The organism is Amphibacillus sediminis NBRC 103570 (assembly GCF_001552275.1).
Classification (GTDB): Bacteria; Bacillota; Bacilli; order Bacillales; family Amphibacillaceae; genus Amphibacillus_B; species Amphibacillus_B sediminis.
This window is the reverse complement of the sequence record NZ_BCQW01000003.1, coordinates 131,361-155,766: the sequence shown is the minus strand read 5'-3', so window position 1 is coordinate 155,766 and position 24,406 is coordinate 131,361. Positions and strand designations below refer to the sequence as shown.

At 38.4% G+C, this 24,406-nt stretch carries 23 protein-coding genes; 22 read left to right on the top strand and 1 reads right to left on the bottom strand.

Annotated features, from left to right (window positions below; all coding sequences use genetic code 11):
* Positions 1 to 5: 5 nt before the first annotated feature.
* Together ASE01S_RS03865 and ASE01S_RS03860 are read left to right on the top strand one after the other, a co-directional pair.
* Entirely contained in the window at positions 6 to 1,781 is a 1,776-nt protein-coding gene (locus ASE01S_RS03865; RefSeq protein ID WP_067838641.1) for a TP0910 N-terminal domain-containing protein, read from the top strand.
* Positions 1,778 to 2,068, top strand: coding sequence for an EscU/YscU/HrcU family type III secretion system export apparatus switch protein (locus tag ASE01S_RS03860; protein WP_067838638.1), 291 nt, complete (start codon positions 1,778 to 1,780; stop codon positions 2,066 to 2,068). Before ASE01S_RS03865 ends, ASE01S_RS03860 begins: the two co-directional genes overlap by 4 nt.
* 85 nt (positions 2,069 to 2,153) lie before the next feature.
* Here the strand turns inward: ASE01S_RS03860 and ku are convergent, their stop codons facing one another.
* On the bottom strand, positions 2,154 to 2,990 hold the full coding sequence (ku, locus tag ASE01S_RS03855; protein ID WP_067838635.1) for a non-homologous end joining protein Ku: 837 nt from the start codon (positions 2,988 to 2,990) through the stop codon (positions 2,154 to 2,156).
* A gap of 91 nt (positions 2,991 to 3,081) precedes the next feature.
* On the opposite strand from ku, the gene ligD reads away from it, so the two are divergent.
* From ligD to ASE01S_RS03755, 20 genes are all read left to right on the top strand, one after another.
* On the top strand, positions 3,082 to 4,839 hold the full coding sequence (ligD, locus tag ASE01S_RS03850) for a DNA ligase D (protein ID WP_083512008.1): 1,758 nt from the start codon (positions 3,082 to 3,084) through the stop codon (positions 4,837 to 4,839).
* A gap of 399 nt (positions 4,840 to 5,238) precedes the next feature.
* Positions 5,239 to 6,033: an AraC family transcriptional regulator gene (locus ASE01S_RS03845; protein WP_067838632.1), complete on the top strand. Its 795-nt coding sequence runs from the start codon at positions 5,239 to 5,241 to the stop codon at positions 6,031 to 6,033.
* A gap of 423 nt (positions 6,034 to 6,456) precedes the next feature.
* Positions 6,457 to 7,377: a DNA-processing protein DprA gene (dprA, locus tag ASE01S_RS03840; protein ID WP_067838629.1), complete on the top strand. Its 921-nt coding sequence runs from the start codon at positions 6,457 to 6,459 to the stop codon at positions 7,375 to 7,377.
* A gap of 126 nt (positions 7,378 to 7,503) precedes the next feature.
* A complete protein-coding gene (gene topA / locus ASE01S_RS03835) occupies positions 7,504 to 9,582 on the top strand; it encodes a type I DNA topoisomerase (RefSeq protein WP_067838626.1) in 2,079 nt (692 codons plus the stop codon).
* An 891-nt stretch (positions 9,583 to 10,473) separates the two neighbouring features.
* Positions 10,474 to 11,388 carry a tyrosine recombinase XerC gene (gene xerC, locus ASE01S_RS03830; protein ID WP_373277926.1) on the top strand — a complete coding sequence of 305 codons (915 nt, stop codon included), beginning with the start codon at positions 10,474 to 10,476 and terminating at the stop codon, positions 11,386 to 11,388.
* 12 nt (positions 11,389 to 11,400) lie between these two features.
* The gene (gene hslV, locus ASE01S_RS03825; RefSeq protein WP_067838622.1) at positions 11,401 to 11,946 is read left to right on the top strand and encodes an ATP-dependent protease subunit HslV; all 546 of its coding nucleotides are present in this window, start codon (positions 11,401 to 11,403) and stop codon (positions 11,944 to 11,946) included.
* A gap of 22 nt (positions 11,947 to 11,968) precedes the next feature.
* Positions 11,969 to 13,366 carry an ATP-dependent protease ATPase subunit HslU gene (gene hslU, locus ASE01S_RS03820; RefSeq protein ID WP_067838620.1) on the top strand — a complete coding sequence of 466 codons (1,398 nt, stop codon included), beginning with the start codon at positions 11,969 to 11,971 and terminating at the stop codon, positions 13,364 to 13,366.
* A gap of 45 nt (positions 13,367 to 13,411) precedes the next feature.
* Complete coding sequence (gene codY / locus ASE01S_RS03815) at positions 13,412 to 14,194, top strand: GTP-sensing pleiotropic transcriptional regulator CodY (RefSeq protein ID WP_067838617.1); 783 nt, start codon at positions 13,412 to 13,414, stop codon at positions 14,192 to 14,194.
* A 1,046-nt stretch (positions 14,195 to 15,240) separates the two neighbouring features.
* Complete coding sequence (gene flgB, locus ASE01S_RS03810; protein WP_067838614.1) at positions 15,241 to 15,633, top strand: flagellar basal body rod protein FlgB; 393 nt, start codon at positions 15,241 to 15,243, stop codon at positions 15,631 to 15,633.
* A gap of 2 nt (positions 15,634 to 15,635) precedes the next feature.
* Positions 15,636 to 16,091 carry a flagellar basal body rod protein FlgC gene (flgC, locus tag ASE01S_RS03805; RefSeq protein ID WP_067838612.1) on the top strand — a complete coding sequence of 152 codons (456 nt, stop codon included), beginning with the start codon at positions 15,636 to 15,638 and terminating at the stop codon, positions 16,089 to 16,091.
* Positions 16,092 to 16,123: 32 nt separating this feature from the next.
* Positions 16,124 to 16,426, top strand: coding sequence for a flagellar hook-basal body complex protein FliE (fliE, locus tag ASE01S_RS03800; protein ID WP_067838605.1), 303 nt, complete (start codon positions 16,124 to 16,126; stop codon positions 16,424 to 16,426).
* 43 nt (positions 16,427 to 16,469) lie between these two features.
* Complete coding sequence (gene fliF, locus ASE01S_RS03795; RefSeq protein ID WP_067838603.1) at positions 16,470 to 18,068, top strand: flagellar basal-body MS-ring/collar protein FliF; 1,599 nt, start codon at positions 16,470 to 16,472, stop codon at positions 18,066 to 18,068.
* Positions 18,069 to 18,079: 11 nt separating this feature from the next.
* On the top strand, positions 18,080 to 19,090 hold the full coding sequence (gene fliG, locus ASE01S_RS03790; protein WP_067838601.1) for a flagellar motor switch protein FliG: 1,011 nt from the start codon (positions 18,080 to 18,082) through the stop codon (positions 19,088 to 19,090).
* Positions 19,083 to 19,856 carry a flagellar assembly protein FliH gene (fliH, locus tag ASE01S_RS03785; protein ID WP_067838598.1) on the top strand — a complete coding sequence of 258 codons (774 nt, stop codon included), beginning with the start codon at positions 19,083 to 19,085 and terminating at the stop codon, positions 19,854 to 19,856. The genes fliG and fliH overlap by 8 nt, the downstream gene beginning before the upstream one ends.
* A complete protein-coding gene (gene fliI / locus ASE01S_RS03780) occupies positions 19,843 to 21,162 on the top strand; it encodes a flagellar protein export ATPase FliI (protein ID WP_067838595.1) in 1,320 nt (439 codons plus the stop codon). The genes fliH and fliI overlap by 14 nt, the downstream gene beginning before the upstream one ends.
* Positions 21,155 to 21,601 carry a flagellar export protein FliJ gene (fliJ, locus tag ASE01S_RS03775; protein WP_067838592.1) on the top strand — a complete coding sequence of 149 codons (447 nt, stop codon included), beginning with the start codon at positions 21,155 to 21,157 and terminating at the stop codon, positions 21,599 to 21,601. The genes fliI and fliJ overlap by 8 nt, the downstream gene beginning before the upstream one ends.
* Positions 21,602 to 21,606: 5 nt before the next feature.
* Positions 21,607 to 22,206, top strand: a complete 600-nt coding sequence (locus tag ASE01S_RS03770; RefSeq protein WP_157065137.1) for a MotE family protein — start codon at positions 21,607 to 21,609, stop codon at positions 22,204 to 22,206.
* A 34-nt stretch (positions 22,207 to 22,240) separates the two neighbouring features.
* Positions 22,241 to 23,536, top strand: coding sequence for a flagellar hook-length control protein FliK (locus tag ASE01S_RS03765; RefSeq protein ID WP_067838586.1), 1,296 nt, complete (start codon positions 22,241 to 22,243; stop codon positions 23,534 to 23,536).
* Between the two features lie 3 nt (positions 23,537 to 23,539).
* Positions 23,540 to 23,989: a flagellar hook assembly protein FlgD gene (flgD, locus tag ASE01S_RS03760; RefSeq protein ID WP_067838581.1), complete on the top strand. Its 450-nt coding sequence runs from the start codon at positions 23,540 to 23,542 to the stop codon at positions 23,987 to 23,989.
* Positions 23,990 to 24,003: 14 nt separating this feature from the next.
* A complete protein-coding gene (locus ASE01S_RS03755) occupies positions 24,004 to 24,375 on the top strand; it encodes a TIGR02530 family flagellar biosynthesis protein (RefSeq protein ID WP_067838579.1) in 372 nt (123 codons plus the stop codon).
* The last annotated feature ends 31 nt before the right edge of the window (positions 24,376 to 24,406 follow it).

Here is a 24,406-nt window from a genome sequence, read left to right as displayed (position 1 = left end):
GCAAAGTGGCAGAATTTTTTTCAGCTATTACAAATCGGCAGTCAGCATCGATGCACCCACCAACTCATGAGAATTTAACATTGAGACAAGGACAAGTATTGGTTGGAAAAGTCACACAACTGTTCCCAGATAATATTGCTACTGTACAGATTGGGCAACATACCGTTACCGCTAAGCTTGAAATCCCATTAAATGTTGGCGATACTTACTTATTTGAAGTGGATCATATCGCTGAAATGCCACAATTAAAAGTGTTAACCAATCAGATGAAGCAAATCTCGTTGGACGAACAAGTAGCACTCTTATTAAAGGAGCTTAACCTAAGCTTAACTAAGCAAAATCAACAATTAGTACAAGAGGTATTAGCTAAGGAGCTTCCAGTTAAACTAGCGGATTTACAACAAGCGTTAAACATTTTACAAGAAAATAGTGGAGAGCATGCTCGAACCGTTCTGTTAGAAATGCTCGAACAGCAACTTCCAATCACATCTGTGACTTTCTCAGCTTATCACGCCCTTTTGACTGATTCCTTTCAAGGGCAACTTGAGCAGCTGTATCAGAGTTTATCACAGAATACGACATTAACTAATCAGGAGCAGCAATTATTAGATTTTTTGACGGCCATCTTGCAAAAGCCTATGACTAATGAAGCATCAATTAGACAGGAAGTCACGAACTGGCTTACTCATCATCCCCAATTATTAGATGATTTAGGCCAAATAACTGAATTAGAGCGTGTTGATAGATCAATTGACCAGAATCAGTCTCCACAATTAACAGAACCTTTAAATCGGGAAGAAGTAAAGGAGCTTGTCAAGTTACTTTTTCAAAAACAATTAGCGATAGAACCAGAACAAATTCATCAACTTGGTAAAGCCTTAGAGCTTGCTTCTTCTTCTCGTCCTGAAATAGCTAATCAAGGAAGAGAACTACTGCACGCTTTACTGAGTAATGGAACGGTTAAACAGCAACTATTGGCAGAAAGCCCAACAAATGTTCAGTTAGCTATTGAACAATTTGTTCATCAACCAAGTGAAGCACACTTTAATGAAATTGCCAATCCGTTGAGACAGCTTGTCAACCTTCAACTCAATCGTGATCAACAAAGTAGCTTATTCCACCAGCTCAATCAAAGTGGAATGGAGAATTTTGAATGGCCAGTTAAGGATCAGTTTCTTATTCAAGTTAAAGATTTTTTATTAAATAGTGGACTAGATTATGAATATCAGCTAGCTCAAGATAAAACAATGGCTTCGGATAAACCCACTCCCTTAAAACAGCTTTTATTACAAGTGCTATCAAATTCAGTGAGTCAGAAGAGTGAGGTCGAGGCAGTACTCCATACCTTAACAGGCCAACAACTGACAATGATCAACGATGATGGCCGGTTTATGTATATATCGGCCGCTATTCCAGGTTTAATCGGAACTAAAAAAGAGGTCGAGTTTGAATTCTATAGCCGGAAGAATGAGCATGGACGAATTGATCCTAATTATTGTCGGATTGCCTTTTACCTAGACTTAGCTCAGTTAGGCACCACTGTGATCGATATGCATATTCAAAATCGGATTATTCAATTAACCGTCTATAATGATACAAAAGATATAACAAATGAGTTACTCTACCATAAAGCACAGTTAAAAGAAAGTCTATCTGCTTTAAACTACAGCTTGTCTTCTGTTCATTATAAACCACTACCTGAGCGCGTTGAGCATATCAATTCAACCCATAAGCCATCAGAGCAGAAAAAAGGCTATCAAAGCTGGGATGTGAGAATATGAGTAAACCCAATCTAGACAAAAAGGCAGTTGCCCTGCGTTATGATAAGGATAAAGCCTCTGCTCCGATTGTGTCTGCTAAAGGGAAAGGGTATATTGCCGAGGAAATTTTAAAACGTGCTAAAAAAGCTGATATTCCGATCCAAGAAGACAAAAGTTTGGTTGCATTACTTTCTGAGCTAAATATAAATGAGCAAATTCCGGATGAACTCTATCATGCTGTTGCCGAGGTGTTTTCATATATTTATCACATTGACCAACAGCAAAAAGAAAAATTATCTAAACATTGAAGTTGAAATCTGCTAAGAAAGAATAGGGGAAAGCTAGAACCGAATATAACTGAGCGAAAATTCAGTTATATTCGGTATTATTAGGCTAGCCTGTCTTGCTTGTTGTCTTTTTTTTCGTCGTTTTTTTACGAGTAGTTGATGTTTTTTTCTTATTCGTTTGTTTCAATGATTTTTCTAATGCTTCCATTAAATCAGTGACGTTATCTTCTTTCCTTGTTGCTTTGGCAGTCACGATTTCCTCACCATTTTTCTTACGCTCGATTAGCTCCATAAGAGCCGTACGATAATCATCTTGATACTTAGACGGTTCAAATTCTGTCGTAAGCTGGTCAATCAGTAATTTTGCTGTGTCAAGCTCTTTAGCCTCAATATTCACTTGCTCGGGTACATTTGGAACCTCTTTAACTTCTCTTACTTCGTCTGGGAAAAATATTGTTTCCATGACTAGGGTATTTTTATAGAACCGTACAACTGCTAAATGCTCTTTTGATCGAATGGTGATTTTGGCTAACCCAATTTTATTTGTATCTTTTAATGCTTCTCGTAAAAGCGCATAAGCTTTAGTTCCTCCATCATTTGGCGATAAATAATAGCTTTTGTCAAAATAGATTGGATCGATTTCTTCAAGCTTAATAAAATCAACAATTTCTACCGTTTTATCCTCTTTTTCATCCTTAATCGACTTGAGGTCTTCCTCATCTAAGACAACAAATTTGTTCTTCGTATATTCATAACCCTTAACAATATCGTCTTGACTGATTTCTGTTTCACAGACTGGACAGACCTTTTCATATTTAATGGGGGTATGACATTCTTTATGCAAATTGCGTAAAGCAATATCCTTGTTCTCAGTAGCTGAATGAAGGTTAACGGGGATATTGACTAAGCCAAAGCTGATACTTCCCTTCCACATCGTATGCATGTTTTTCACCTCTTTTATTTGATAGCTTTTACATTCTCCAAAATAAAAATGCGCTTTTTAGCAAAAATAAAACACTAGAAAGGGTGATTAGATGTGGAAACCAATGCTTCCAACCTTAACAGATGATATACCGGTTGGAGATAAGTGGATTTATGAAATTAAATATGATGGTTTTCGATGTGGTTTGCAGTGGACAAAAGAAGAAATTAAGTTGATAAGTCGAAACGGAAAAGATTTGACAAAGCAGTTTCCAGAAATTATTGCCGCATGTCAGCAGGTTCATAACCAAATTGCCGATCAGCTCCCACTTTTTTTGGATGGTGAACTGGTGATTTTAAGGACCCCCTACCAAGGAATCTTTTCAAAGATGCAACAACGAGGGAGGTTAAGAGCTGAAGCGAAAATCGCAGAAGCGAGCATGACTCGACCAGCAGTAGTAAAGTGCTTTGATCTATTGATGGTAAAGGGGAATTCATTAAAATCAACTCCGTTAATAGAACGGAAAGAACGCTTAGCTGGGATATTTGACTTGTTCGATGGTCAAGCAAATCAGCTTCATTTCGTTCATTACCAAGATAATGTTCAAGACTTAAAGGAGCTTGTTTTTCTTCATCAATGTGAGGGGATTATCGCTAAAGAAAAACAATCCATTTATACGGACGGATTACGCACACCAAATTGGTATAAAATTAAGAACTATCGGGTCATTCAAGGGGTGGTTAGCGGTTGGAATCCTACTAATGATTATATTGATCTGCAGGTTTATCATGAGGAGCACTTGATAAATTTGGGCAAAGTCAAACATGGTTTTCAACCAGAAGAAAAACAGACATTAATAAAATTTATTCAAAAAAATGGCGAGAAGAATCGTTCGCAGTGGTTAATTAAGCCCAGTATTTGTCTTGATATCAACTGCCTTGATGCGCGCGATCATGAAATAAGAGAAGCAGTATTTAAACAATTTAGATTTGACCTTAAACCAGAAAAATGTACGACTAACCTGGTTCAAGAAGCTTTGGCCCAACTACCTGAAGAAGTTGAATTAACTAAGCCTGAAAAAACACTCTTTCCTAACATCACAAAACTTGATTATTTACTCTATTTAAGGGAAATAGCTCCATTTCTCCTGCCAAAACTAATCAATAAGCGTTTAACACTAATCCGGTATCCAGATGGGGTTCATGAAGATTCCTTTTATCAAAAACATTTACCTGATTATGCGCCATCTTTTATTGCATCGATTGATAATAGTGATGAGACAAAATCAATATTATGTCAGAATTTAGCCAGTTTATTATGGTTTGGCAATCATGGGGCACTAGAATTTCATGTTCCTTTTCATACCATTGATTCAGAAGATCCAGACGAAATGGTTTTTGATTTAGATCCTCCCAGTTTAGCCCAGTTTAATTTAGCTGTTATGGCTGCTCATCTGATTAAAGATATCGTTGAGGATAAGGGATTTAAATCCTATGTCAAAACATCTGGTCAGACCGGTTTACAGGTTCATGTACCATTAAACCAGAATAAATTGACCTTTGATCAGACGCGAGCATTCATGAAAACAGTGGCTGAAGTTATCATTAATCAATATCCAAACTATTTTACTGTTGAAAGGTTGAAAAAGAATCGAAAAAACCGCTTATATATTGACTATATTCAACATGCACCCGGTAAAACGATCATAGCGCCTTATTCAACTAGAGCTACTGTGGAAGCAACTGTTGCTACACCATTATTTTGGGAAGAAGTCAATGAGAAACTGAATCCAAAGTCATTCACAATCACTACGGTACCACAAAGAATCATTGAATTAGGCTGTCCACTTGTTGAACATTCATTGATCTAGTTTAGTTATGAAGGAAGGTGACATCGAGATGTGTTAGACTAAATCAGCATCCCCTGTGGCAACGCCTAACTGAACTAGATCCTATGTCCAGAACCTTATCGAGTTTAGGGAGACATTGAGTTTTACGAAGTGTTTCCATTGTGCTGGTGACTAAAGCGACGTGTTTTGTCGAAACGGTATCTCTCCTCATCCTATTTAAGTTCGGCTTTCTTATATCGAATTAAATTTTTGTCTCAATCCCATAGGAGTAATTACTAGCAGATCAAAAGTTGGATGCTGCTAGATATATTGTTTTTTTAAAGTAACATACTTTAAGTACAAAGAAGTTTATTAAACGAACAAATGTACGCTAACTTATGTTATACTAAGATAAAAATGGGAAATGAGTGATACTCGCTTATGGAAATGTATCCAGAGATAAATCATGCCATTCAATTTATTCAAGACAATTTACATGAGGATTTGACACTTGAACAAATAGCGCGTCATGTATCCTATAGTCCTTATCATTTTTCACGTATTTTTAAACAGAAAATAGGTCTGCCACCTCATTATTTTCTTTCATCAATGCGTATTCAAAGAGCAAAGGAGTTATTAATTCACACCCATTTAAGTATAAGAGATATAGGACTCGAAATTGGTCAACAAAGCTTAGGGACTTTTACCACACGTTTTACAGAAAAGGTTGGAATATCACCATCTGCTTTTCGCAATACCGCTTTAGTAACGAAAGATCACCTTAAGAAAATTCATCAATTAAGCGCCTATCAACAACAGAAAATAGCTGCTTTCACTTCAAATCAGATCGTAAAAGGAACAATTGAGGCAACACCATCTTTTAGAGGTGTGATCTTAGTTGGTTTATTTGCTAAACCTATCCCGGAGGGCCTACCTCTTTATGGTACGATTCTTAATCAGGCAGGTCCGTTTCTGTTTAATTCTGTTAAACCAGGCAGGTATTATTTGTTAACGACATCGATTTCGATGGAGATGGGCTCAACAGCGATGCTATTAACAGAAAAGACCTTAAGAGCAAAGCTTGACCAACCTGTGATCGTTAATGGATTTGATCCAGTTTCGCCAATTAAATTAACATTAAGACCGCCTAAAATGGATGATCCACCAATACTGACCTCTGTTCAAGTCTTAATGCAACGCTATTTAACACGAACCCTAGCCTTAAGTAATCGATAAGGAACAGTTAAGTGAAATTCTAAATACATATCTCTGGGGAGAAAGACGTCTGTTGTTCCTGATTAAGTCAATGTAAACTTATGTCATAACTAATCATATTGATAGGGTCAAGCAGTTTTTGAACAATTGACTGAACCTATGGCAAATCGTTATGATCTTTAGTACTAGCTATCTGAGCAGATCATATTGATCGGGAACGGGTTAAGAGGAGTAGATAGCAAATTGCTACAGACTAGTCATAACATAAATGGGCGTGGAACTGTTTACTGTTTCGTGCCTTTTTTGCTAAAAAATTAAATGGATCAGATAAATTTTGCATGAAACTTTAACTATTCAGATCATCATCAGTCGTATTTAATCGACTAGACAGTGGGCATCTTTTCCCTTAAAATGGAGAGAAAAGCAGATTGGAAGTGTTAGCATTTGGATAATCCTCGTAACCGTTTAATTCACCTTTCAAATTCCTCACTTTTAAGCCGCTCTAAATTAAACGAACTTCTTCAAACAGATCAGAGCTTAAATTCCATTTATCACATGACGATTAATGATATAATCTATGAGTATCATTTAAGTGTCGAGCGTGCCAAGCGACTGTTTACTTATTGTCGTGATCAGTATTACTTTGAGTTACTTATGAAGAAAATTAAGCCATATAAAATATGGACGATTTTTGATCAGGATTTCCCTATTTTGTTAAGGTTAATTCCGGACCCACCTCTTGTTCTTTATGGGCTAGGTAAAGCGGAGCTCATTCATCAGTCCCCTTCATTAGCAGTTGTAGGTACCCGTGTACCATCCCCAGCCGCCAAGCGTCATATCAACCAGCTACTCAAGCCATTAGTAGATCGTAAGTGGACCTTGGTTAGTGGCATGGCACTTGGAATAGATGGTTATGCCCATCGATTGGCTCACTATTATAATGGACAGACAATCGCAGTATTAGCTGGTGGATTAGAGCATCCTTACCCACCTGATCATCTTTCACTCTATCGACAACTCACTATCGATCAGCTAGTTATTTCTGAATATCCACCTGACCGGAAGCCAGAGCGTTATCAATTTCCAGAGCGCAATCGGCTAATTAGTGGTCTAGCATTCGCCACACTCGTAGTTGAGGCTAAGGAAAAAAGTGGCTCATTGATCACAGCTGATCAAGCCTTAGAACAAGGAAGAGAAGTTTTTTCTGTTCCGGGTTCAATTAGTCAGACGCAATCAATCGGCTGTCATAAATTAATTCAAAATGGTGCAAAATTAGTTCAAAATACCTATGATATTTTAGAAGAATGGGAGTATTTACGTTCAAAATGGTGTCGAACTTTGCAGGAATATAGGATGAACAATTAACCGTTTAAGTGATTTTTTTCAACAATGATTTGACAAATGATGAAAAAGTATTTAATAATAGTGAAGATTTATTTCATTAATTAGTTAAGAGATAAAAAATTGGAAAACCTCTCGGGAGGGTAGGTAATGGCAGATTATCTTGTAATTGTAGAATCACCAGCAAAAGCAAAAACAATTGAACGTTATTTAGGAAAAAAATATACAGTCAAAGCTTCAATGGGGCATGTACGTGATTTACCTAAAAGTCAAATGGGGGTAGATGTCAAAGATAATTTTTCACCACGTTATATCACAATTCGGGGTAAGGGACCTGTGTTAAAAGATCTAAAAGCAGCAGCTAAAAAAGTAAAAAAAGTTTACTTGGCAGCTGACCCGGATCGTGAGGGTGAAGCGATTGCATGGCATTTAGCACACAGCTTAGATATAGATGAAAATTCAGATTGTCGGGTCGTCTTCAATGAAATAACAAAAGATGCGATAAAAGATTCCTTCAAGCATCCACGTAGTATTAATATGGATTTAGTCGATGCCCAGCAAGGACGACGCGTGTTAGATCGATTAGTCGGTTATAACATTAGCCCATTATTATGGAAAAAAGTAAAAAAAGGTCTTAGTGCAGGTCGGGTTCAATCTGTTGCAGTTAAAATGATCATTGATCGTGAAAAGGAAATCGAGCAATTTAAACCAGAGGAATATTGGTCAATTGACGGTTTATTTTTAAAAGAAACAGATCAGTTTCAAGGTTCATTTTACCGAGTAAACGGTGAAAAGGTTAAGCTCTCTAATCGTGTAGAGGTTGACAATATTTTGAAAATGATCCCGGACGAAACCTTTGTCGTCAATAAAGTGAAAAAGACGGAGCGACGGAGAAATCCTGCTTTACCATTCACAACCTCATCCTTACAGCAAGAGGCTGCTCGTAAGCTGAATTTTCGAGCTAGAAAAACAATGATGGTTGCTCAACAGCTCTATGAGGGTATTGATTTAGGTAAGAAGGAAGGCGGCATTACTGGATTAATAACTTATATGCGTACCGACTCTACTCGTTTATCAGCAACAGCTCAAACAGAAGGACAGCAATATATTTCAGAGCACTATGGTCAGAAATATTTAGGTAGTGTACGTAAAAATAAAAATTCAGATCAGGCTCAGGATGCACACGAGGCGATCAGACCTACATCTGCTTTTCGTGATCCGAGTTCGCTAAAGAGTACCCTATCACGTGATCAATATCGTTTATATAAGTTGATCTGGGATCGATTTATCGCAAGCTTAATGGCACCAGCGGTCATGGATACAATGACTGTACAGCTTATACAGAATGGTGTGGAATTTCGAGCGACTGGATCAAAGATTAAATTTAAAGGATTTATGAAGGTATATATTGAAGGAAATGATGATAATGCCAAGGAAGAGGATAAGCTGCTTCCTGAACTAGAGGAAGGTATGAAAGTAAAAGCTGAAGCGATAAAGCCTAATCAACATTTTACCCAACCACCTCCTCGCTATACAGAAGCAAGATTAGTGAAAACAATGGAGGAAAAGGGGATTGGTCGACCATCAACGTACGCACCAACCCTAGATACGATTCAAAGGCGGGGCTATGTAACACTTGACAACAAGCGCTTTGTCCCAACAGAGCTTGGCCAAATCGTGATTGAATTAGTATTAGAATTTTTCCCCGAAATCATTGACATTGATTTTACCGCTAAGATGGAGACAGATTTAGATGCTGTCGAAGAAGGAAAAACACATTGGGTTCAAATTATTGATGACTTTTATCGCGACTTTGAAAAACGTTTAGAGATCGCTGAGCAGGAAATGGAGAAAGTTGAAATAAAAGATGAACCGGCCGGTGAAAAGTGTGAGAATTGTGGACATGAAATGGTCTATAAGATGGGCCGATATGGTAAGTTCATGGCATGTTCCAATTTTCCAGATTGTCGTAATACCAAGCCTATTCTTAAGGAAATTGGTGTGGCGTGTCCAAAATGTAAAAAAGGACAAATTGTGGAGCGTAAGTCGAAGAAACGCCGTATATTTTATGGCTGTGATCAATACCCTGAGTGTGATTTTCTCTCATGGGATAAGCCTATTGCAAGACCATGTCCTAAATGTAATAGCTTGCTCGTAGAGAAAAAGGCTAAGAAGGGTACGCAAATTCAGTGTTCATCCTGTGATTACAAGGAAGAAGTACAACAATAAGGATGGTTTAGCATCGAATAAAATGATCAGTTAAAAACCGTTACTTCTTGATCGTTTTTGATCAGCAGGGAATTAGAGAAACAGTGATCAGGACCATTTATCGCAGTGTTACTGGCGGTAAGCTCCCACTACAAGAAATATGGGAACACGTTATGTCTAAGTGGGAGATTCAACAGCCAGTAACGGCCCGATTGTTCAACTCACGTTCAGTGGGGGAGAGAGGAAGCTGACTAAGTTCACGACGTTGTGTCGTAACGTTTGCTTGAGCACATCCTATCCGTCGAAACCCCTACTGAACGAACTTTCACTTTGTGCTCTGTTTTCGTTTCCCTGTACTGCTCAAAAAAGTAGCGATGACTTATAATATGATGCAACACGGGATGGAAAAACTAGAATCTATCTATTTTACCGAAAAAAACGATGTGTATGAGCTTATCTAGCTGATGCACATTTTTTATGGCTATAGACGATAATTCGAATCCTACTTAGTTTCACAACGGATTGTAGGATGGTTGCTCTTACTATCGCCTCAAGTGGTTCATTTGTACATGATCTTACGTCAATAAATATGAGTTGACTATCAACTATATCATGACTCAGCCGATAAACTAATTGAATGAGAAAAAGTTACTAATGTGTGGTTGACTTTATCGTGGAAAAACGCTATACTTTGCCGTTGGTTAGGATTTGCTTGACAGGTTGCTCAGCCATACACATAGCAGTATTTAAAGCATTTCCTTGTAACGCACTGCCTAGTCTTTAATTGAAGATTTACTTAGCATTGTGCTATCATTAGAAAGGATTCAGAACTTTATTATTATTCGGTAAATAAGTTGCTTTAATTTCCATAATATGATACGGTTTAATCGCCTACATTAAAGAGGTGAAGCAGTGAATGCACTAGAGCTAGCTAACCAAAAATTTAATATGTACCTACAAATCGAAAAAAATGTCTCAACTTATACTTTAACGTATTACAATCAGGATATTGAAGCTTTTTTTCTTTTTATGAGTAAGGAAAAAATAGAATCGTTGACAGATGTTGATGATCGGCTAGTCCGTTTGTTTTTGACAGATTTATATGCGAAAAAGCTTGGCAGAAGAAGTGTTTCTAGGAAAATTTCAAGTTTACGCACCTTTTTTAAGTTTTTAGAACGAGAAGGAATAGTCGGAACAAACCCATTTTTATCTGTCTCGCTACCGAAAGTTGAGCGTTCATTACCACATTTTTTATATCAAGAGGAACTGAAGCAATTATTTGAAGTTAGTCAGCTAGATGATCCACTCGGACAGCGAAATCAAGCATTGTTAGAACTAATGTATGGTACGGGAATTCGAGTTAGCGAATGCCAAAGTTTAACTGTGGATGCCATTGATTTTTCACTGCAAACGGTACTTGTTCTTGGGAAAGGAAGAAAAGAACGTTATGTACCTTTTGGTTCGTTTGCAGCAATTGCCTTAGAAAAATACATAAATGATGGAAGAGCACACCTTGTTAAGCAGCATGCAAATGACTCCAATATGTTGTTTCTAAATGCGAAGGGGAATCCCATTACGACTCGAGGGATTCGTTTTATCTTAAATAAATTAGTAAAGGATGCTGCTTTAACGATTCATGTCCATCCTCACGCTTTAAGACATACATTTGCTACCCATATGTTAAATGAAGGAGCAGATTTACGTGCTGTCCAGGAATTATTAGGGCATGAACATCTTTCGACCACACAGATCTATACTCATGTGACTAAAGATCGGTTAAAAGAGGTTTATATGAAAAGCCATCCACGAGCAAAGAATAATGAATAATGAGGTGAGGATTTGGAGACACAATTTCATGCCACGACCATCTTTGCCATTCATCACAATGGGAAATGTGCTATGTCCGGAGACGGTCAAGTAACGATGGGAAACGCGGTTGTTATGAAGCATAAGGCACGTAAGGTTCGTAAGTTATTCAGAGGTCAAGTATTGGCAGGCTTTGCTGGATCTGTGGCAGATGCTTTTACATTGTTTGAAAAATTCGAAGCAAAATTGGAAGCGTTCAACGGTAATCTTGGGCGTGCATCAGTTGAGTTAGCCAAGGAATGGCGAAGTGACAAAATGCTACGAAAGCTAGAAGCCATGTTAATTGTAATGAATAAGGAAACATTACTTCTCGTTTCTGGAACAGGTGAAGTGATCGAACCCGATGATGGCATTCTAGCGATTGGGTCTGGCGGACAATATGCATTGGCCGCAGGTCGAGCATTAAAACGCTATAGTCAAGAAAAAACAGCGGCAGATATTGCAGAAGCTGCGTTGAAAATTGCTGGCGAGATATGTGTATACACAAATGACCAAATTGTCTTAGAGGTATTAGATTAAAGGAGATAGGGAGGTGAACCGTTTGAAAGGAGATCTTTCACCTAAGCAAATTGTTGGTGAGCTCGATCAGTATATTATTGGTCAGAGCCAGGCTAAGAAGTCTGTTGCGATTGCTTTAAGGAATCGTATACGAAGAATGAAGCTAGAGGAAAAAATGCGTGACGAAATTGTACCGAAGAATATTTTGATGATTGGACCTACTGGGGTAGGAAAGACTGAAATAGCTAGACGTTTGGCTAAACTGGTCGGTGCTCCTTTTATTAAAGTAGAAGCAACGAAATTCACAGAAGTTGGTTATGTCGGACGTGATGTTGAATCTATTATTCGAGATTTAGTCGAAATGGCGATACGGATGGTTCGTCAAGAGAAGATGGAAGCTGTCCAAGATAGAGCTTTAGAACTAGCCAATGAAGAGCTTGTCAAATTGCTTGTTCCAGTTGCCAAAAAACAGCAAAATCATATCAAGAACCCTTTTGAGATGTTTTTCCCACAAGCAAATGATGACAATCAAGAGGAAGACGATGTGCAAAACAATGATGAGGCGCTCACGAAGCGAAAGCAAATTGCTCATAAATTGGCATTGGGTGAACTTGAAGATATGATCGTGACGGTTGAAATCGAAGAGCAACAAACATCAATGTTTGATATGATGCAAGGCTCAGGGATGGAGCAGATGGGGCTAAATATGCAGGATGTTTTTGGTCAATTTATGCCTAAAAAAATCAAAAAACGCAAACTTCCTGTTAGTGAAGCACGTGAAGTATTAGTTCAACAACAAGCACAAAAATTAATTGATATGGATGAGGTCACACAAATAGCGTTAAATAAAGTAGAGCAAGCCGGTATGGTTTTTATAGATGAAATTGATAAGGTTGCAGGTAAAAGTGAAAATCAAGCTAACGTATCAAGAGAAGGCGTTCAGCGTGATATTCTTCCAATAATTGAAGGTTCAACAGTTGTGACTAAATATGGAGCTGTCAAAACAGATCATATTTTGTTTATTGCAGCAGGTGCTTTCCATATGGCTAAGCCTTCAGATTTGATTCCTGAGCTTCAAGGACGTTTTCCTATTAGAGTTGAGCTCGAAAAGCTTTCAGTAGATGATTTTAAGCGTATTCTAACAGAACCCTCTAATGCATTACTTAAACAATACCAAGCGCTATTGAGAACAGAAGAGCTTGAAGTGAATTTTACGGAAGAAGCTATTACACGTATTGCGGAAATAGCTTACCATGTTAATCAAGAAACGGATAACATCGGGGCAAGAAGATTACACACCATTTTAGAGAAGCTATTAGAGGATTTAGCTTTTGAAGCATCAGAAGTTACCATGCCTTCAATTGACATAACCCCTCAATACGTTGATGAAAAACTAGCATCAATCGCTAAGGATAAAGATTTGAGTCAATACATTCTGTAGTAGATAAGCAATGGTGATTGGATAACATGTGAATGGAGGAATAGTATGGAATTATTAGAGCGTGCTAGAAAAATTAATTCAATTTTACAAGGAACAACCGGCAAGTCAGTCAACTTTAGTGAAATGGCCAGTACATTACAAGAAATTATATCAGCTAACATTTTTGTTGTAAGTCGTAAAGGGCGTCTACTTGGTTTTTCTATTAATCAGCAAATCGAAAATGCACGGATGAAAGCAATGCTAGAGGAGCGCCAATTCCCAGAAGTTTATACAGAAAGCTTATTTAATATTAAAGAAACAACAGCTAATATTGATATTGATAGTCCTTATACGGCTTTCCCAGTTGAAAATAAAGATCTTTTTCAAAATGGACTGACTACCATAGTGCCGATCATAGGTGGTGGAGAGCGATTAGGAACGCTTATTCTAAGTCGCTTAAGCGAAAGCTTTAACCAAGATGACTTGTTATTGGCAGAGTACGGTGCTACAGTTGTTGGGATGGAAATATTACATGAAAAAACGGAAGAAATTGAAAAAGAGGCCCGTTCGAAGGCTGTTGTACAAATGGCAATTAGCTCACTTTCTTATAGTGAACTAGAAGCGATCGAGCATATTTTTAATGAGCTAGATGGCAAAGAAGGGCTATTGGTAGCAAGTAAGGTGGCCGACAGAGTGGGAATTACACGATCTGTTATTGTTAACGCACTTCGTAAGCTAGAGAGTGCGGGTGTGATAGAGTCACGTTCATTAGGTATGAAAGGTACCTATATTAAAGTGTTAAATAATAAGTTTTTAGTTGAGCTACAAAAATTACAAACAAATGAATAAGGTTAAGTGTAAGAGTGATAAGCAAAGAGCCTCAGGAAGTGATTGTTTCCTTCTTGAGGCTCTTTTTGTTATCTCAACTTTCGCAGAGTAAAAATGTGGATCAATTCTGAAACAGTTTAAGTAGCCAACCAACATATTAGGTTACTCGCCAAGCAATCATTACAAAAGAAAAACACCTCATGCTTTGGTATCCAAACTGTCGAGGCAAATGGGTTTCAGTTAAAGTGGTTTTTGTTAGCCATCGCAATAAGAAAAATGACTGGCTAGCGCTCTAGCAGGAATAGTGCGAGCTGAAGCCTTGCTTGCAAAAAGAGAAGTGTCCACACTTCCCAACGCGGTGACAAACTCTCGTGTTAATACCAATATCCATGACGCATAGCTCTAGTATAAACAATCCAGTCCATACTTAAATACAGACTTTTCATTATAGCACTTGGCTTATGTGTTTTTTAACTACGAAAGTTGAGTTATTTCCTTTTATCAGTCCAAAAAATGGAGCGTTTTTCACATCTTAACAAAAACTTTACCTCTACTTTATTTAACTAGTACAGACGGATAGGCTATTGAATGTTATATTGGATGCACAAAGAGATACTAAGCTGTTTTAATCGATATTTAGAAGTGGTTTTTTAATAGTCTGTGAGAAAAATACCACAATATATTGCGATTTATAAGCATATGTTACAAAAAAAGGGGCATAAGTCCTATTAAAACATCAAAAGTACCAGTTGCTAGCATTTAACTATGTCTATCGATTTATCTGTGTGCTATAACAATATCGGTTTAAAAGAGATAAAAGAAGTCAGAATTGTTTATATTACGGGAAAAATATGTGATAATTTAAATAATTCGATAAAAAACGACAAAAACAGCCCTAAGCCGTCTGTTTTAAAAGAATTAGTCCGATAGTATCACAATTCTAAAAAGTTGCTCGTAACTAAAGTCAGAAACTTTGTAATGAGCATGGACAGTGGACTTATTTTACAATACAATGACAATTAGATTACATACGAAATTTGCAGATAATTGATTAAGGAGGGAGAATGATGTCAATATTTGGACGAACAGTGGAAAATATCCATCATGGGTTAAATTATGCAGCGTTAAAGAACCAAACCATTTCTAATAATGTTGCGAATGTGGATACGGCTAATTACAAAGCAAAGGATGTCCAATTTAGTAGCCTACTAGATCAAGAAACAAGCAATCAATTCGTTGCGAAACGAACCGACTATCGACATATTGATTTTGGTGGCTCACAGACAGATTTCAAAGTTACAACAAACCGTCATACGCAGTACAATCATAATGGCAACAATGTCGACATTGATAAAGAAATGACTGAGCTAGCTACCAATCAAATCTACTATCAGGCTCTAGTCGATCGTCTGAATGGAAACTTTAATACCCTGCAAAATGTTATACGTGGAGGGCGTTAATCATGAGTATATTTAATGGTATTCATACAAGTGGTTCTGCTTTAACTGCTCAAAGACTCCGAATGGATACGATATCTTCGAACATTGCTAACGCTGAAACGACAAGGGCGACCATTAATGAAGATGGTGAATTTGAAGCTTATCGAAGAAAAACCGTTCGCTTTCAAGAGCAAGGACAAACATTTGCTAACCAATTAAGCCGGGTTCGAAATAAGCAACCAGGAACTGGAAGCGGCGTGAAAGTTACAGCGATTATGGAAGATGATGAACCATTTATGATGGTTTATAACCCTAATCATCCTGATGCTGGAGCTGATGGTTACGTTCAAATGCCAAATGTCGATCCTTTACAAGAGATGGTTGATTTGATGAGTGCCACACGCTCTTACGAAGCAAATGTTACGTCCATGAATGCAACTAAAGGTATGTTATTAAAGGCATTAGAAATTGGCAGATAATAAGCATGCTTAGATCAGAGAGGAAGGGTTAAATGAGTCTAAATTTGCACTTTTTACAGGCCGTACAGCCAACAACACCCGTTCAAGTGAACAGGGCAGCTGAAAGTAAAACTGAAGCGAGTTTTTCAGAAAACTTAAAAAACGCTATAAATCAATTAAATCAACTTCAAGTCGAGACAGACAATAAAACTGAAATGTTAGTCAATGGTGAAATAGATGACTTGCATGATGTGATGATTGCCGCACAAAAATCATCCCTCGCCATGAGCTTGGCCGTTGAGGTGCAAGGTAAAGTTATTGATGCCTACAACGAAGTTATGCGGATGCAAATTTAATTAAAGCACTTCTAGTGAATGTTGTTTGGTATGGAGGCACATAATGAGAGAGAAATTTATTGATTATCGAGACAAACTAATAGAATTATGGAAAACCAGGACGACAAAGCAAAAAGGTTTAGTTATTGGAGCCGCATTTATCTTTCTTGCTATAGTTATCGGTGGGAGCTTCTTAGCCACACGCACACCAATGGTTCCGTTATATAGTAATTTATCAGCTCAAGAATCTGGTCAGATAAAGGCAGAGCTTGACGAAAGAGGCGTTACCAATGAAGTCGCCGATTCAGGTGCAACCATCTATGTACCAGAGGATAAGGCCGATGCTCTCTTAGTAGAACTTGCAGCACAAGGGATTCCGGATAGCGGTAGTGTAGACTATTCCTTTTTCAGTCAGAATACCTCTTGGGGTGTGACTGACAATGAATTCGATATGATTAAACTTGACGCCATGCAAACAGAGCTTGGTAACTTATTGACCAATTTTTCAGGAGTTGAGCAGGCAAATGTAATGATTACATTGCCACAGGAACAAATTTTCGTTAGTGACCGACAAGATGAGGCGTCGGCTGCGATAAATTTAGTAGTAGCTAATGGTTATCGCTTTGAACAAGAACAGATAAATGCCTTATACCACCTCATATCTAAATCGGTCCCTAACCTTCCAACAGATAATATCGTCATTATGGATCAATTCTTTAATCATTATGATTTAGATCAGGAAAATAATTTTTCGAGCGGGGATATTTATGCAACACAACAAGCGATTAAACAGGATATTGAACGTGATATTCAGCGTCGTGTACAGCAAATGCTGGGCACGATGATTGGTCCGGATAAAGTTGTTGCATCAGTAACCGCAGATATTGATTTTACCCAAGAGAACAGGGTTGAACAACTTGTTGAACCTGTTGATGAAGAGGAAATTGAAGGTTTACCTGTCAGCATTGAAACAATTAACGAGATGTATTCAGGTGAGGGAGCCTTCGATGGTACAGTTGGTGCTGGTGAAGAAGATATCGCTAATTACCCAGCAGGTGATACAGGCCAAGGGACCTATGAACTGATGCAAGAGTCGATTAATTATGAATTTAATCGTATTCAGCGAGAAATAAGTGAAAGCCCGTATAAATTAAGGGATCTAGGCATTCAAGTTGCTGTTGATAGTCGTAAGGAGACGCTTGATGCAGAGGGTAATCCCGAAGTATTAACTGCAGCTGAGCAAGCTGAAGTTGAAGCTGGGATTGCATCAATTCTTGAATCTATCATTACGACATCGATCGATCAGTCATACGGCGAAGTAAATCCTGTTCAGAATACATCGATTGTCTTTCAAGAGTTTACCGGAACAGATCTTACCCAACCAAGTGGATTTTCCATCCCAATTTGGGGATATATTATCGCCGGTGTTTTGTTAGCATTAGTGATTGTGCTTACTGTTTTATTATTGCGTAAACGGAATGAGCAGGACGATGAGTTAGCATATACGACAGAATTAGAGACTGAAGTAGAACAAGCCATCCCTGATATTGAGGATCCAGAAGATACGGAAAGCTCAATTAAAAGAAAACAACTTGAAAAAATGGCGAAAGATAAGCCGGACGAATTTGCCAAGTTACTTAGAACTTGGATTTCAGAGGATTAGGGGGGAGCTTTATGGCTAAAAGACAAGCACTAACCGGTCGCCAAAAAGCAGCAATCCTGCTTATATCACTTGGTCCGGATGTGTCTGCTCAAGTTTATAAACATTTAACAGAAGAAGAAATCGAAAGACTAACGTTAGAAATCTCATCGGTGAAGAAAGTTGAAGTAGATCAAAAAGAAGAGATTTTAGAGCAATTCCATCAAATTGCCTTAGCACAAGACTACATTACTCAAGGCGGGATTGGCTACGCTAAAACCGTTCTTGAGAAAGCTGTCGGTGGTGAGGAAGCTCAGAAGATCATCAATCGCTTAACCTCATCACTTCAAGTGAAACCATTTGATTTTGCGCGAAAAGCAGATCCTGGACAAATTTTGAATTTTATTCAAAATGAACATCCACAGACAATCGCTTTAATTCTATCTTATTTAGATAAGGAGCAAGCGGCGCAAATTTTATCAGAATTATCTCAAGAGGTACAAGCTGATATTGCCAAGCGAATTGCGATCATGGATTCTACCTCACCAGAAATCATCTATGAAGTTGAACAAATTCTGGAGCGTAAGCTTTCTGCTACCGTTACACAAGACTACACACAAACCGGTGGTATCCAAGCTGTTGTCGAAGTACTTAATGGTGTTGATCGAAGCACAGAGCGAACCATTTTAGATGCGCTTGAAATTCAAGATCCAGAATTGGCAGAAGAAATTAAGAAACGCATGTTCGTCTTCGAAGATATTGTTACGCTTGACAATCGTGCGATTCAACGTGTTATTAGAGAAGTTGAAAATGATGACCTTCGCCTTTCTCTTAAAGTATCTAGTGAAGAAGTACAAGAAATTATCTTTAGTAATATGTCTTCTCGTATGGCAGAGACATTCAAAGAAGAAATGGAATACATGGGACCTGTACGCTTGCGCGATGTAGAAGAGGCACAGACCAGAATTGTTGCTGCGATTCGTCGATTAGAAGAAGTTGGTGAAATTGTCATTGCCCGTGGTGGAGGAGATGATATCATTGTCTAACGACCGACACAAGCAGACAGGTAATCATAGAATAATAGGTTTAAAGCCGATTACGTTTCCGGAACTTGACCAAGATCCAACTCACCAAGAGCAAATCGATCAACAAGAAAAGTTAGATCAGATTAACCAAGAATTGGCTAATGCTGAACGTGCCTTAACAGATACTCAACAAGCAATCAAAGAACAGCAAGAATTAGCTCGCCAGGAAATTGAGAACGATAAAATTGCTTGGGAACAAGAAAAGGAAGCTCTAGCTGAACAAGCCAAACAGCTCGGCTATCAAAAAGGCTTTGATGAGGGATCGGAGGCAGGTCTTCAAGCCTATCATGATAAGCTGCTTCAAGCTGATCAAGTGATTGAAGCAGCTATCGAAGAGCGTGCCACCCTCATTGACCAAAGCGAGCCGGCTATCCTGCATCTAGCTGTTAAAATAGCAAGCAAAATCGTGGCTAAGCAATTAAAAGAGTCTGATGCTTTTGTTGATATGGTTAAACAAGCGATTCAGGAAGTTCATGAGCAACCTTTTATCAAAATACATACAAGCCCAGAAGATTTTGAACTGGTGCAACGTAATCAAGATCAGCTTATGACACTATTAGATCCTGAAGTTGTTTTATCGATCCATCCTTCAATTAATTTGAAGCAGGGCGATGGACTTATCGAAACACCATATTCACGACTGGATATTAGTGTCGATGTTCAACTAGAAAAAATAAATCGTGAGTTGCTGGAGGTTATGGAGGAGATCAACCGTGAGCATAGATAGCTATATTGAAGCTGTTGATCAAATTGATTCTTATAAACGTTATGGCAAAATAAAACGTGTTGTCGGTTTAATGATCGAATCAATTGGTCCTGCTGTAAGCATCGGGAACGTCTGTTATATTCACCCAAGTAAAGGGAGTAAGATTGCTGCAGAAGTAGTAGGATTTAACGATGAAAATGTCCTGTTAATGCCCTATTCTCAAATTTCTGAAATTGGTCCTGGCAGTCTAGTTGAAGCGACCGATAAACCTTTAACGATCAAAGTTGGAAAGCGTTTAGTAGGTAAGGTCATTGATGCCCTTGGTCAACCGCTGGATCATTCCAAGTTACCGCTCGGCCTAATCAATGTTAATACTGAGCAAATGCCTCCAAATCCACTCGATCGACCACGTATTGTAGAACCAATCGAGTTAGGCGTTAAAACAATCGATAGTCTACTTACGGTAGGAAAAGGACAACGTGTGGGTATTTTTGCAGGTAGTGGTGTCGGTAAAAGTACACTCCTTGGTATGATTGCTCGCAATAGTGAGGCTGACATAAATGTTATTGCCCTAATTGGCGAACGTGGACGAGAGGTAAGAGAATTTATTGAAAAAGACTTAGGCGATGAAGGCTTAAAACGTTCGATTGTTGTAGTAGCTACCTCTGATCAACCTGCTTTAATGCGAATCAAAGGGGCTTACACAGCTACAGCCATAAGCGAATACTTTCGAGATCTTGGCTATAATGTCAATCTGATGATGGATTCTGTCACCCGAATAGCAATGGCACAACGAGAAGTGGGGCTGGCTACGGGTGAACCTCCTACGACTAAGGGTTATCCCCCATCGGTATTCGCCGTCCTGCCTAAGCTTTTAGAGCGAACAGGTACGAGTAACTTTGGTACGATTACAGCCTTTTATACAGTTTTGGTCGATGGTGATGATCTTAATGACCCAATTGCAGATACAACTCGTGGTATTCTTGACGGTCACTTTGTATTAGATCGAAAATTAGCTGAACAAGGGCAATTTCCTGCGATCAATGTTCTGAAATCGATTAGTCGGGTAATGCCGCAAATTACAACCGATCAAGAGCAAAAGCTCGCTAACGATCTGCGCTACCACTTATCTACATATGAAGAGAATTATGAATTGATTCAAATTGGTGCATATAAACGTGGTACAAGTAAGGCTATCGATGAAGCCATTCAGTTGCAGCCCCAGATCATTTCCTTTTTAAAACAAGATATTAACGAGAAGTGCAGCAGAGATCAGGCGCTTCAGTTAATGAAGGAAGTACTTTATGGAGGTAACGCTAATGACTAGTATAAGAGCATTTAACAAAATTCGTGATCATCAGGAACGAATCAAAAATCAAGCACAGCTCGACTATCAGGAAGCTCTCCATGAATTTGAGCTTGTTGCTGAACAGCTCTACTTACTTTTACAAAAAAAGGAGCAAGTTGAAAAGGAGTACAGCTATTACTTGGCTTCGTCAGGTACTGTAAAAACCCTAGCTACACACTATGCTTTTATCGAACAGATTAAGAAAAAAATTGATATCGTTCAAACTGAACTTAATCAAAAACGGTTCGTGATGGAACGTAAGCAACAAAAGCTAACATCAGCACATGTTGAGGTAAAAAAATTCGAAAAAATTATTGAGAAAAAGCACTTAAAAAGACAGATGGCAGATCGTTATCGTGAAAATCAAACAAATGATGAGATAGCATCAAGAATGTATTTAAATCATGGAAATAGGTGATGGAAATGGCGCAGGCTCAATTACAAGAGAATGAATATAACGAACCGAAAAAAAGAAATGTGTTGAAATGGCTTCTCTTAATTATTGTACCATTAGCATTGGCCATCACAATTTTAGTTGCGGTACTGTCTATGCTTGGTATGGATCCAATTGGTCAAGCAAAAGAGATAGCTAATTCGATTCCAGGTTTAAACCTATTGATCACGACGGATCAAGAAGCAGAATTTGAACGTAAAGAGCGTCAATATTTAAGTCAAATTGAAAACCATCAACAGAATATTGAAGCATTGGAAGTAGAATTATCTAATAAATCAACGGAGCTCGATCAGTTGAATCAGGAGATAGTCCGATTAACTCAACAGCTTGATAACTTCAAAGACAATGATCAAGAGGGGCAGCAGCAGTTAGCTAATGATAGTTTAAATAAGTTAGCTAAAACGTATCAAGAAATGGCCCCAGCCAATGCAGCAAGTATCTTAAGTAGTACCGATCAACAAGTTGCTTTAACTATATTACAGGAAATAAAGGATGCCCAACGAGCAGCTATTTTGAGTGAGATGGAGCCTGAAACGGCAGCGAAGTTTACCGAACAGCTCCTCGACTAAGAACTTCTATTTGACTTGAAAGGAGGTGAAAAAAATGAACATAAGCAGTTTAATGATCCCTTCTCCATTGTCAACCGGAGGACTCACTAGTGGTGTAGAAGTTCATTCAACAGGGTCTTTCAGAGAGCTTGTGAACAATTTGAGTGTTGAACAAAAGCAAATCAAGGTTGCAGGCTCAACTGAAGAAGCGATGTCACTCTCTGACTATCTTTCTTCTTTAACGAATGAAGAGCTTGACCAGCTTTTTAATTGGATCACAGAAGAGACTGAACATGAGGTATCAAATGCGGATGAGTTGTTAGAAGCCCTTGCTCAACTTGATTTAACACTGATAGATTTGGATGAAAATGAAGATAATCTACTCATTAATCAGCTTATCGCTTTCATCCAACTACAGCAGGTTAATACACAAGAAGAAGACATTCGTGCTGGGGAAGAGTGGCAAGCATTATCTAACCAGTCATTGTATAGTGGTCATCTAACGATTCGTGAAGTCGCTAACTTTGATGTACAGTCTTATACGCAGTCTCTAAATGAAATGGTAGCAAAGCTAAACCAGTTGACAAGTATGGAAACTAAACAATTGCTCGATTTACTTAAGCAATGGACACAAGCTAGTGAAACGGAGCCAGAAGCGATCAGCCAGTGGTTAAAGTCAAGTGCTGAACATCCTAACTTTAAGATATTTAGTCAAGTACTCAGCAATTTTCAAAACAAATGGTCTTTGAATTTGAAGGCAGCTTATCAGATGGATTCAACGGTTACAACAGCTGATTTAGTTAAATGGCTTAGTCATGCGGAAACCGGCGATCATTCAACTTTTGGACAGTTATTTAGCCAAACTCAAGGTCATACCACCATAGAACAACTCATTGTCCACTTGGGTGATTCTGATACAACGTTGTCAGCTGAAAACTTTGCGTCACAGTTGATTGATAAATTACAAGTTACCCTGAGCAAGAGTAGTTTCTTAAATGGCTCAAATCAACTATTACTCAAATTGGCGCCTGAATCACTTGGAGATATTTTGGTTGAATTAACTGAAATAGATGGTGAGATGCTGGTAAAACTGACTGCATCTACTCAGGCGGCTAAAGAAGCTTTGGAAGCTAATGCAAAAGAGCTTCGTCACATGTTTTCTCCTCATAACATTGTTATTGAAAAGGATGATCTTTCTCAAGCAATAATTGAGACGCATCGTGGCTATAACCAGTCGGAAGATCAAGGTCAGCAAGAGCAACAGGATCATCACTGGCTTGAACAAGAGCATGATCAAGATCAGGAATCAAGTGTTAGCTTTGAAGAATTTCTTATGAATGAGAGGGTGTAGCAAGTGACGACAATTGATCCATCCTATTATTTGAAAAATCAACCAAGAAGTCAACCTAGTTCAGAGCTGGGGAAAGATGAGTTCTTACGTATCTTAATGACACAAATACAGAATCAGGACCCACTTAATCCGATGGATGACCGAGAATTTATTACCCAAATGACAACATTCTCAACGCTAGAACAAATGATAAATATGAACACTTCTATTTCTGCACTTGTTCAAAATCAAATGGTTTCACCTGTCATTCAATATAGTCATCTAATTGGCAAAGAAGTTACCTATTATGCCATTGATGAAGAGACGGGCAAGATTAAAGAACCAAAGGAAATGGTAACAAGTCAAGTCGTGGCGATTAGTGAAAGAGAAGGTTTTGCGGTAATCGAATTAGCAAACGATGATAAGATATACACCGATGAAATACTTCGGATTAATGAGTCTAAAGCTGAGTAAAAGGAGGGAGCGAAATGGATCACCGGATCCAACATGTGCCCAAGCATGCTTTACTCCCAGCAGTAACCGGACGTACTCAAGCTAAGTCAAGCACTCAACCGTTTCGCGAGGTGCTTAATCAAGCACAAACGTCACAGTTGAAAATTAGTAAGCATGCGCAGCATCGACTAAATGAACGCAATATCACGATTTCTGAGGATAAATGGAAGGAAATTGCGTTTCAGGTGAATGAGGCGAAGCAAAAAGGGATTACTGATTCGCTTGTCGTAACAAATGATGCGACATTACTTGTCAGTGCGACCAACCAAACGGTTGTCACAGCAATGGATCGACAAGAGGCACAAAGTCGGATTTTCACTAATATTAATGGCACCATTATTTTATAATAGGCTGGACCCTAAACGGGAAGCCTTTGAC

What these genes read in the sequence shown, in the direction of transcription:
- ASE01S_RS03765 (WP_067838586.1), top strand. Translation starts at nt 22,241, where the DNA reads ATGAACATAAGCAGTTTAATGATCCCTTCTCCATTGTCAACCGGAGGA.
- ASE01S_RS03860 (WP_067838638.1), top strand. Translation starts at nt 1,778, where the DNA reads ATGAGTAAACCCAATCTAGACAAAAAGGCAGTTGCCCTGCGTTATGAT.
- flgB (WP_067838614.1), top strand. Translation starts at nt 15,241, where the DNA reads ATGTCAATATTTGGACGAACAGTGGAAAATATCCATCATGGGTTAAAT.
- fliF (WP_067838603.1), top strand. Translation starts at nt 16,470, where the DNA reads ATGAGAGAGAAATTTATTGATTATCGAGACAAACTAATAGAATTATGG.
- codY (WP_067838617.1), top strand. Translation starts at nt 13,412, where the DNA reads ATGGAATTATTAGAGCGTGCTAGAAAAATTAATTCAATTTTACAAGGA.
- topA (WP_067838626.1), top strand. Translation starts at nt 7,504, where the DNA reads ATGGCAGATTATCTTGTAATTGTAGAATCACCAGCAAAAGCAAAAACA.
- ligD (WP_083512008.1), top strand. Translation starts at nt 3,082, where the DNA reads ATGTGGAAACCAATGCTTCCAACCTTAACAGATGATATACCGGTTGGA.
- fliJ (WP_067838592.1), top strand. Translation starts at nt 21,155, where the DNA reads ATGACTAGTATAAGAGCATTTAACAAAATTCGTGATCATCAGGAACGA.
- flgC (WP_067838612.1), top strand. Translation starts at nt 15,636, where the DNA reads ATGAGTATATTTAATGGTATTCATACAAGTGGTTCTGCTTTAACTGCT.
- ASE01S_RS03845 (WP_067838632.1), top strand. Translation starts at nt 5,239, where the DNA reads ATGGAAATGTATCCAGAGATAAATCATGCCATTCAATTTATTCAAGAC.
- fliG (WP_067838601.1), top strand. Translation starts at nt 18,080, where the DNA reads ATGGCTAAAAGACAAGCACTAACCGGTCGCCAAAAAGCAGCAATCCTG.
- ASE01S_RS03755 (WP_067838579.1), top strand. Translation starts at nt 24,004, where the DNA reads ATGGATCACCGGATCCAACATGTGCCCAAGCATGCTTTACTCCCAGCA.
- ku (WP_067838635.1), bottom strand. Translation starts at nt 2,990, where the DNA reads ATGCATACGATGTGGAAGGGAAGTATCAGCTTTGGCTTAGTCAATATC.
- ASE01S_RS03770 (WP_157065137.1), top strand. Translation starts at nt 21,607, where the DNA reads ATGGCGCAGGCTCAATTACAAGAGAATGAATATAACGAACCGAAAAAA.
- fliE (WP_067838605.1), top strand. Translation starts at nt 16,124, where the DNA reads ATGAGTCTAAATTTGCACTTTTTACAGGCCGTACAGCCAACAACACCC.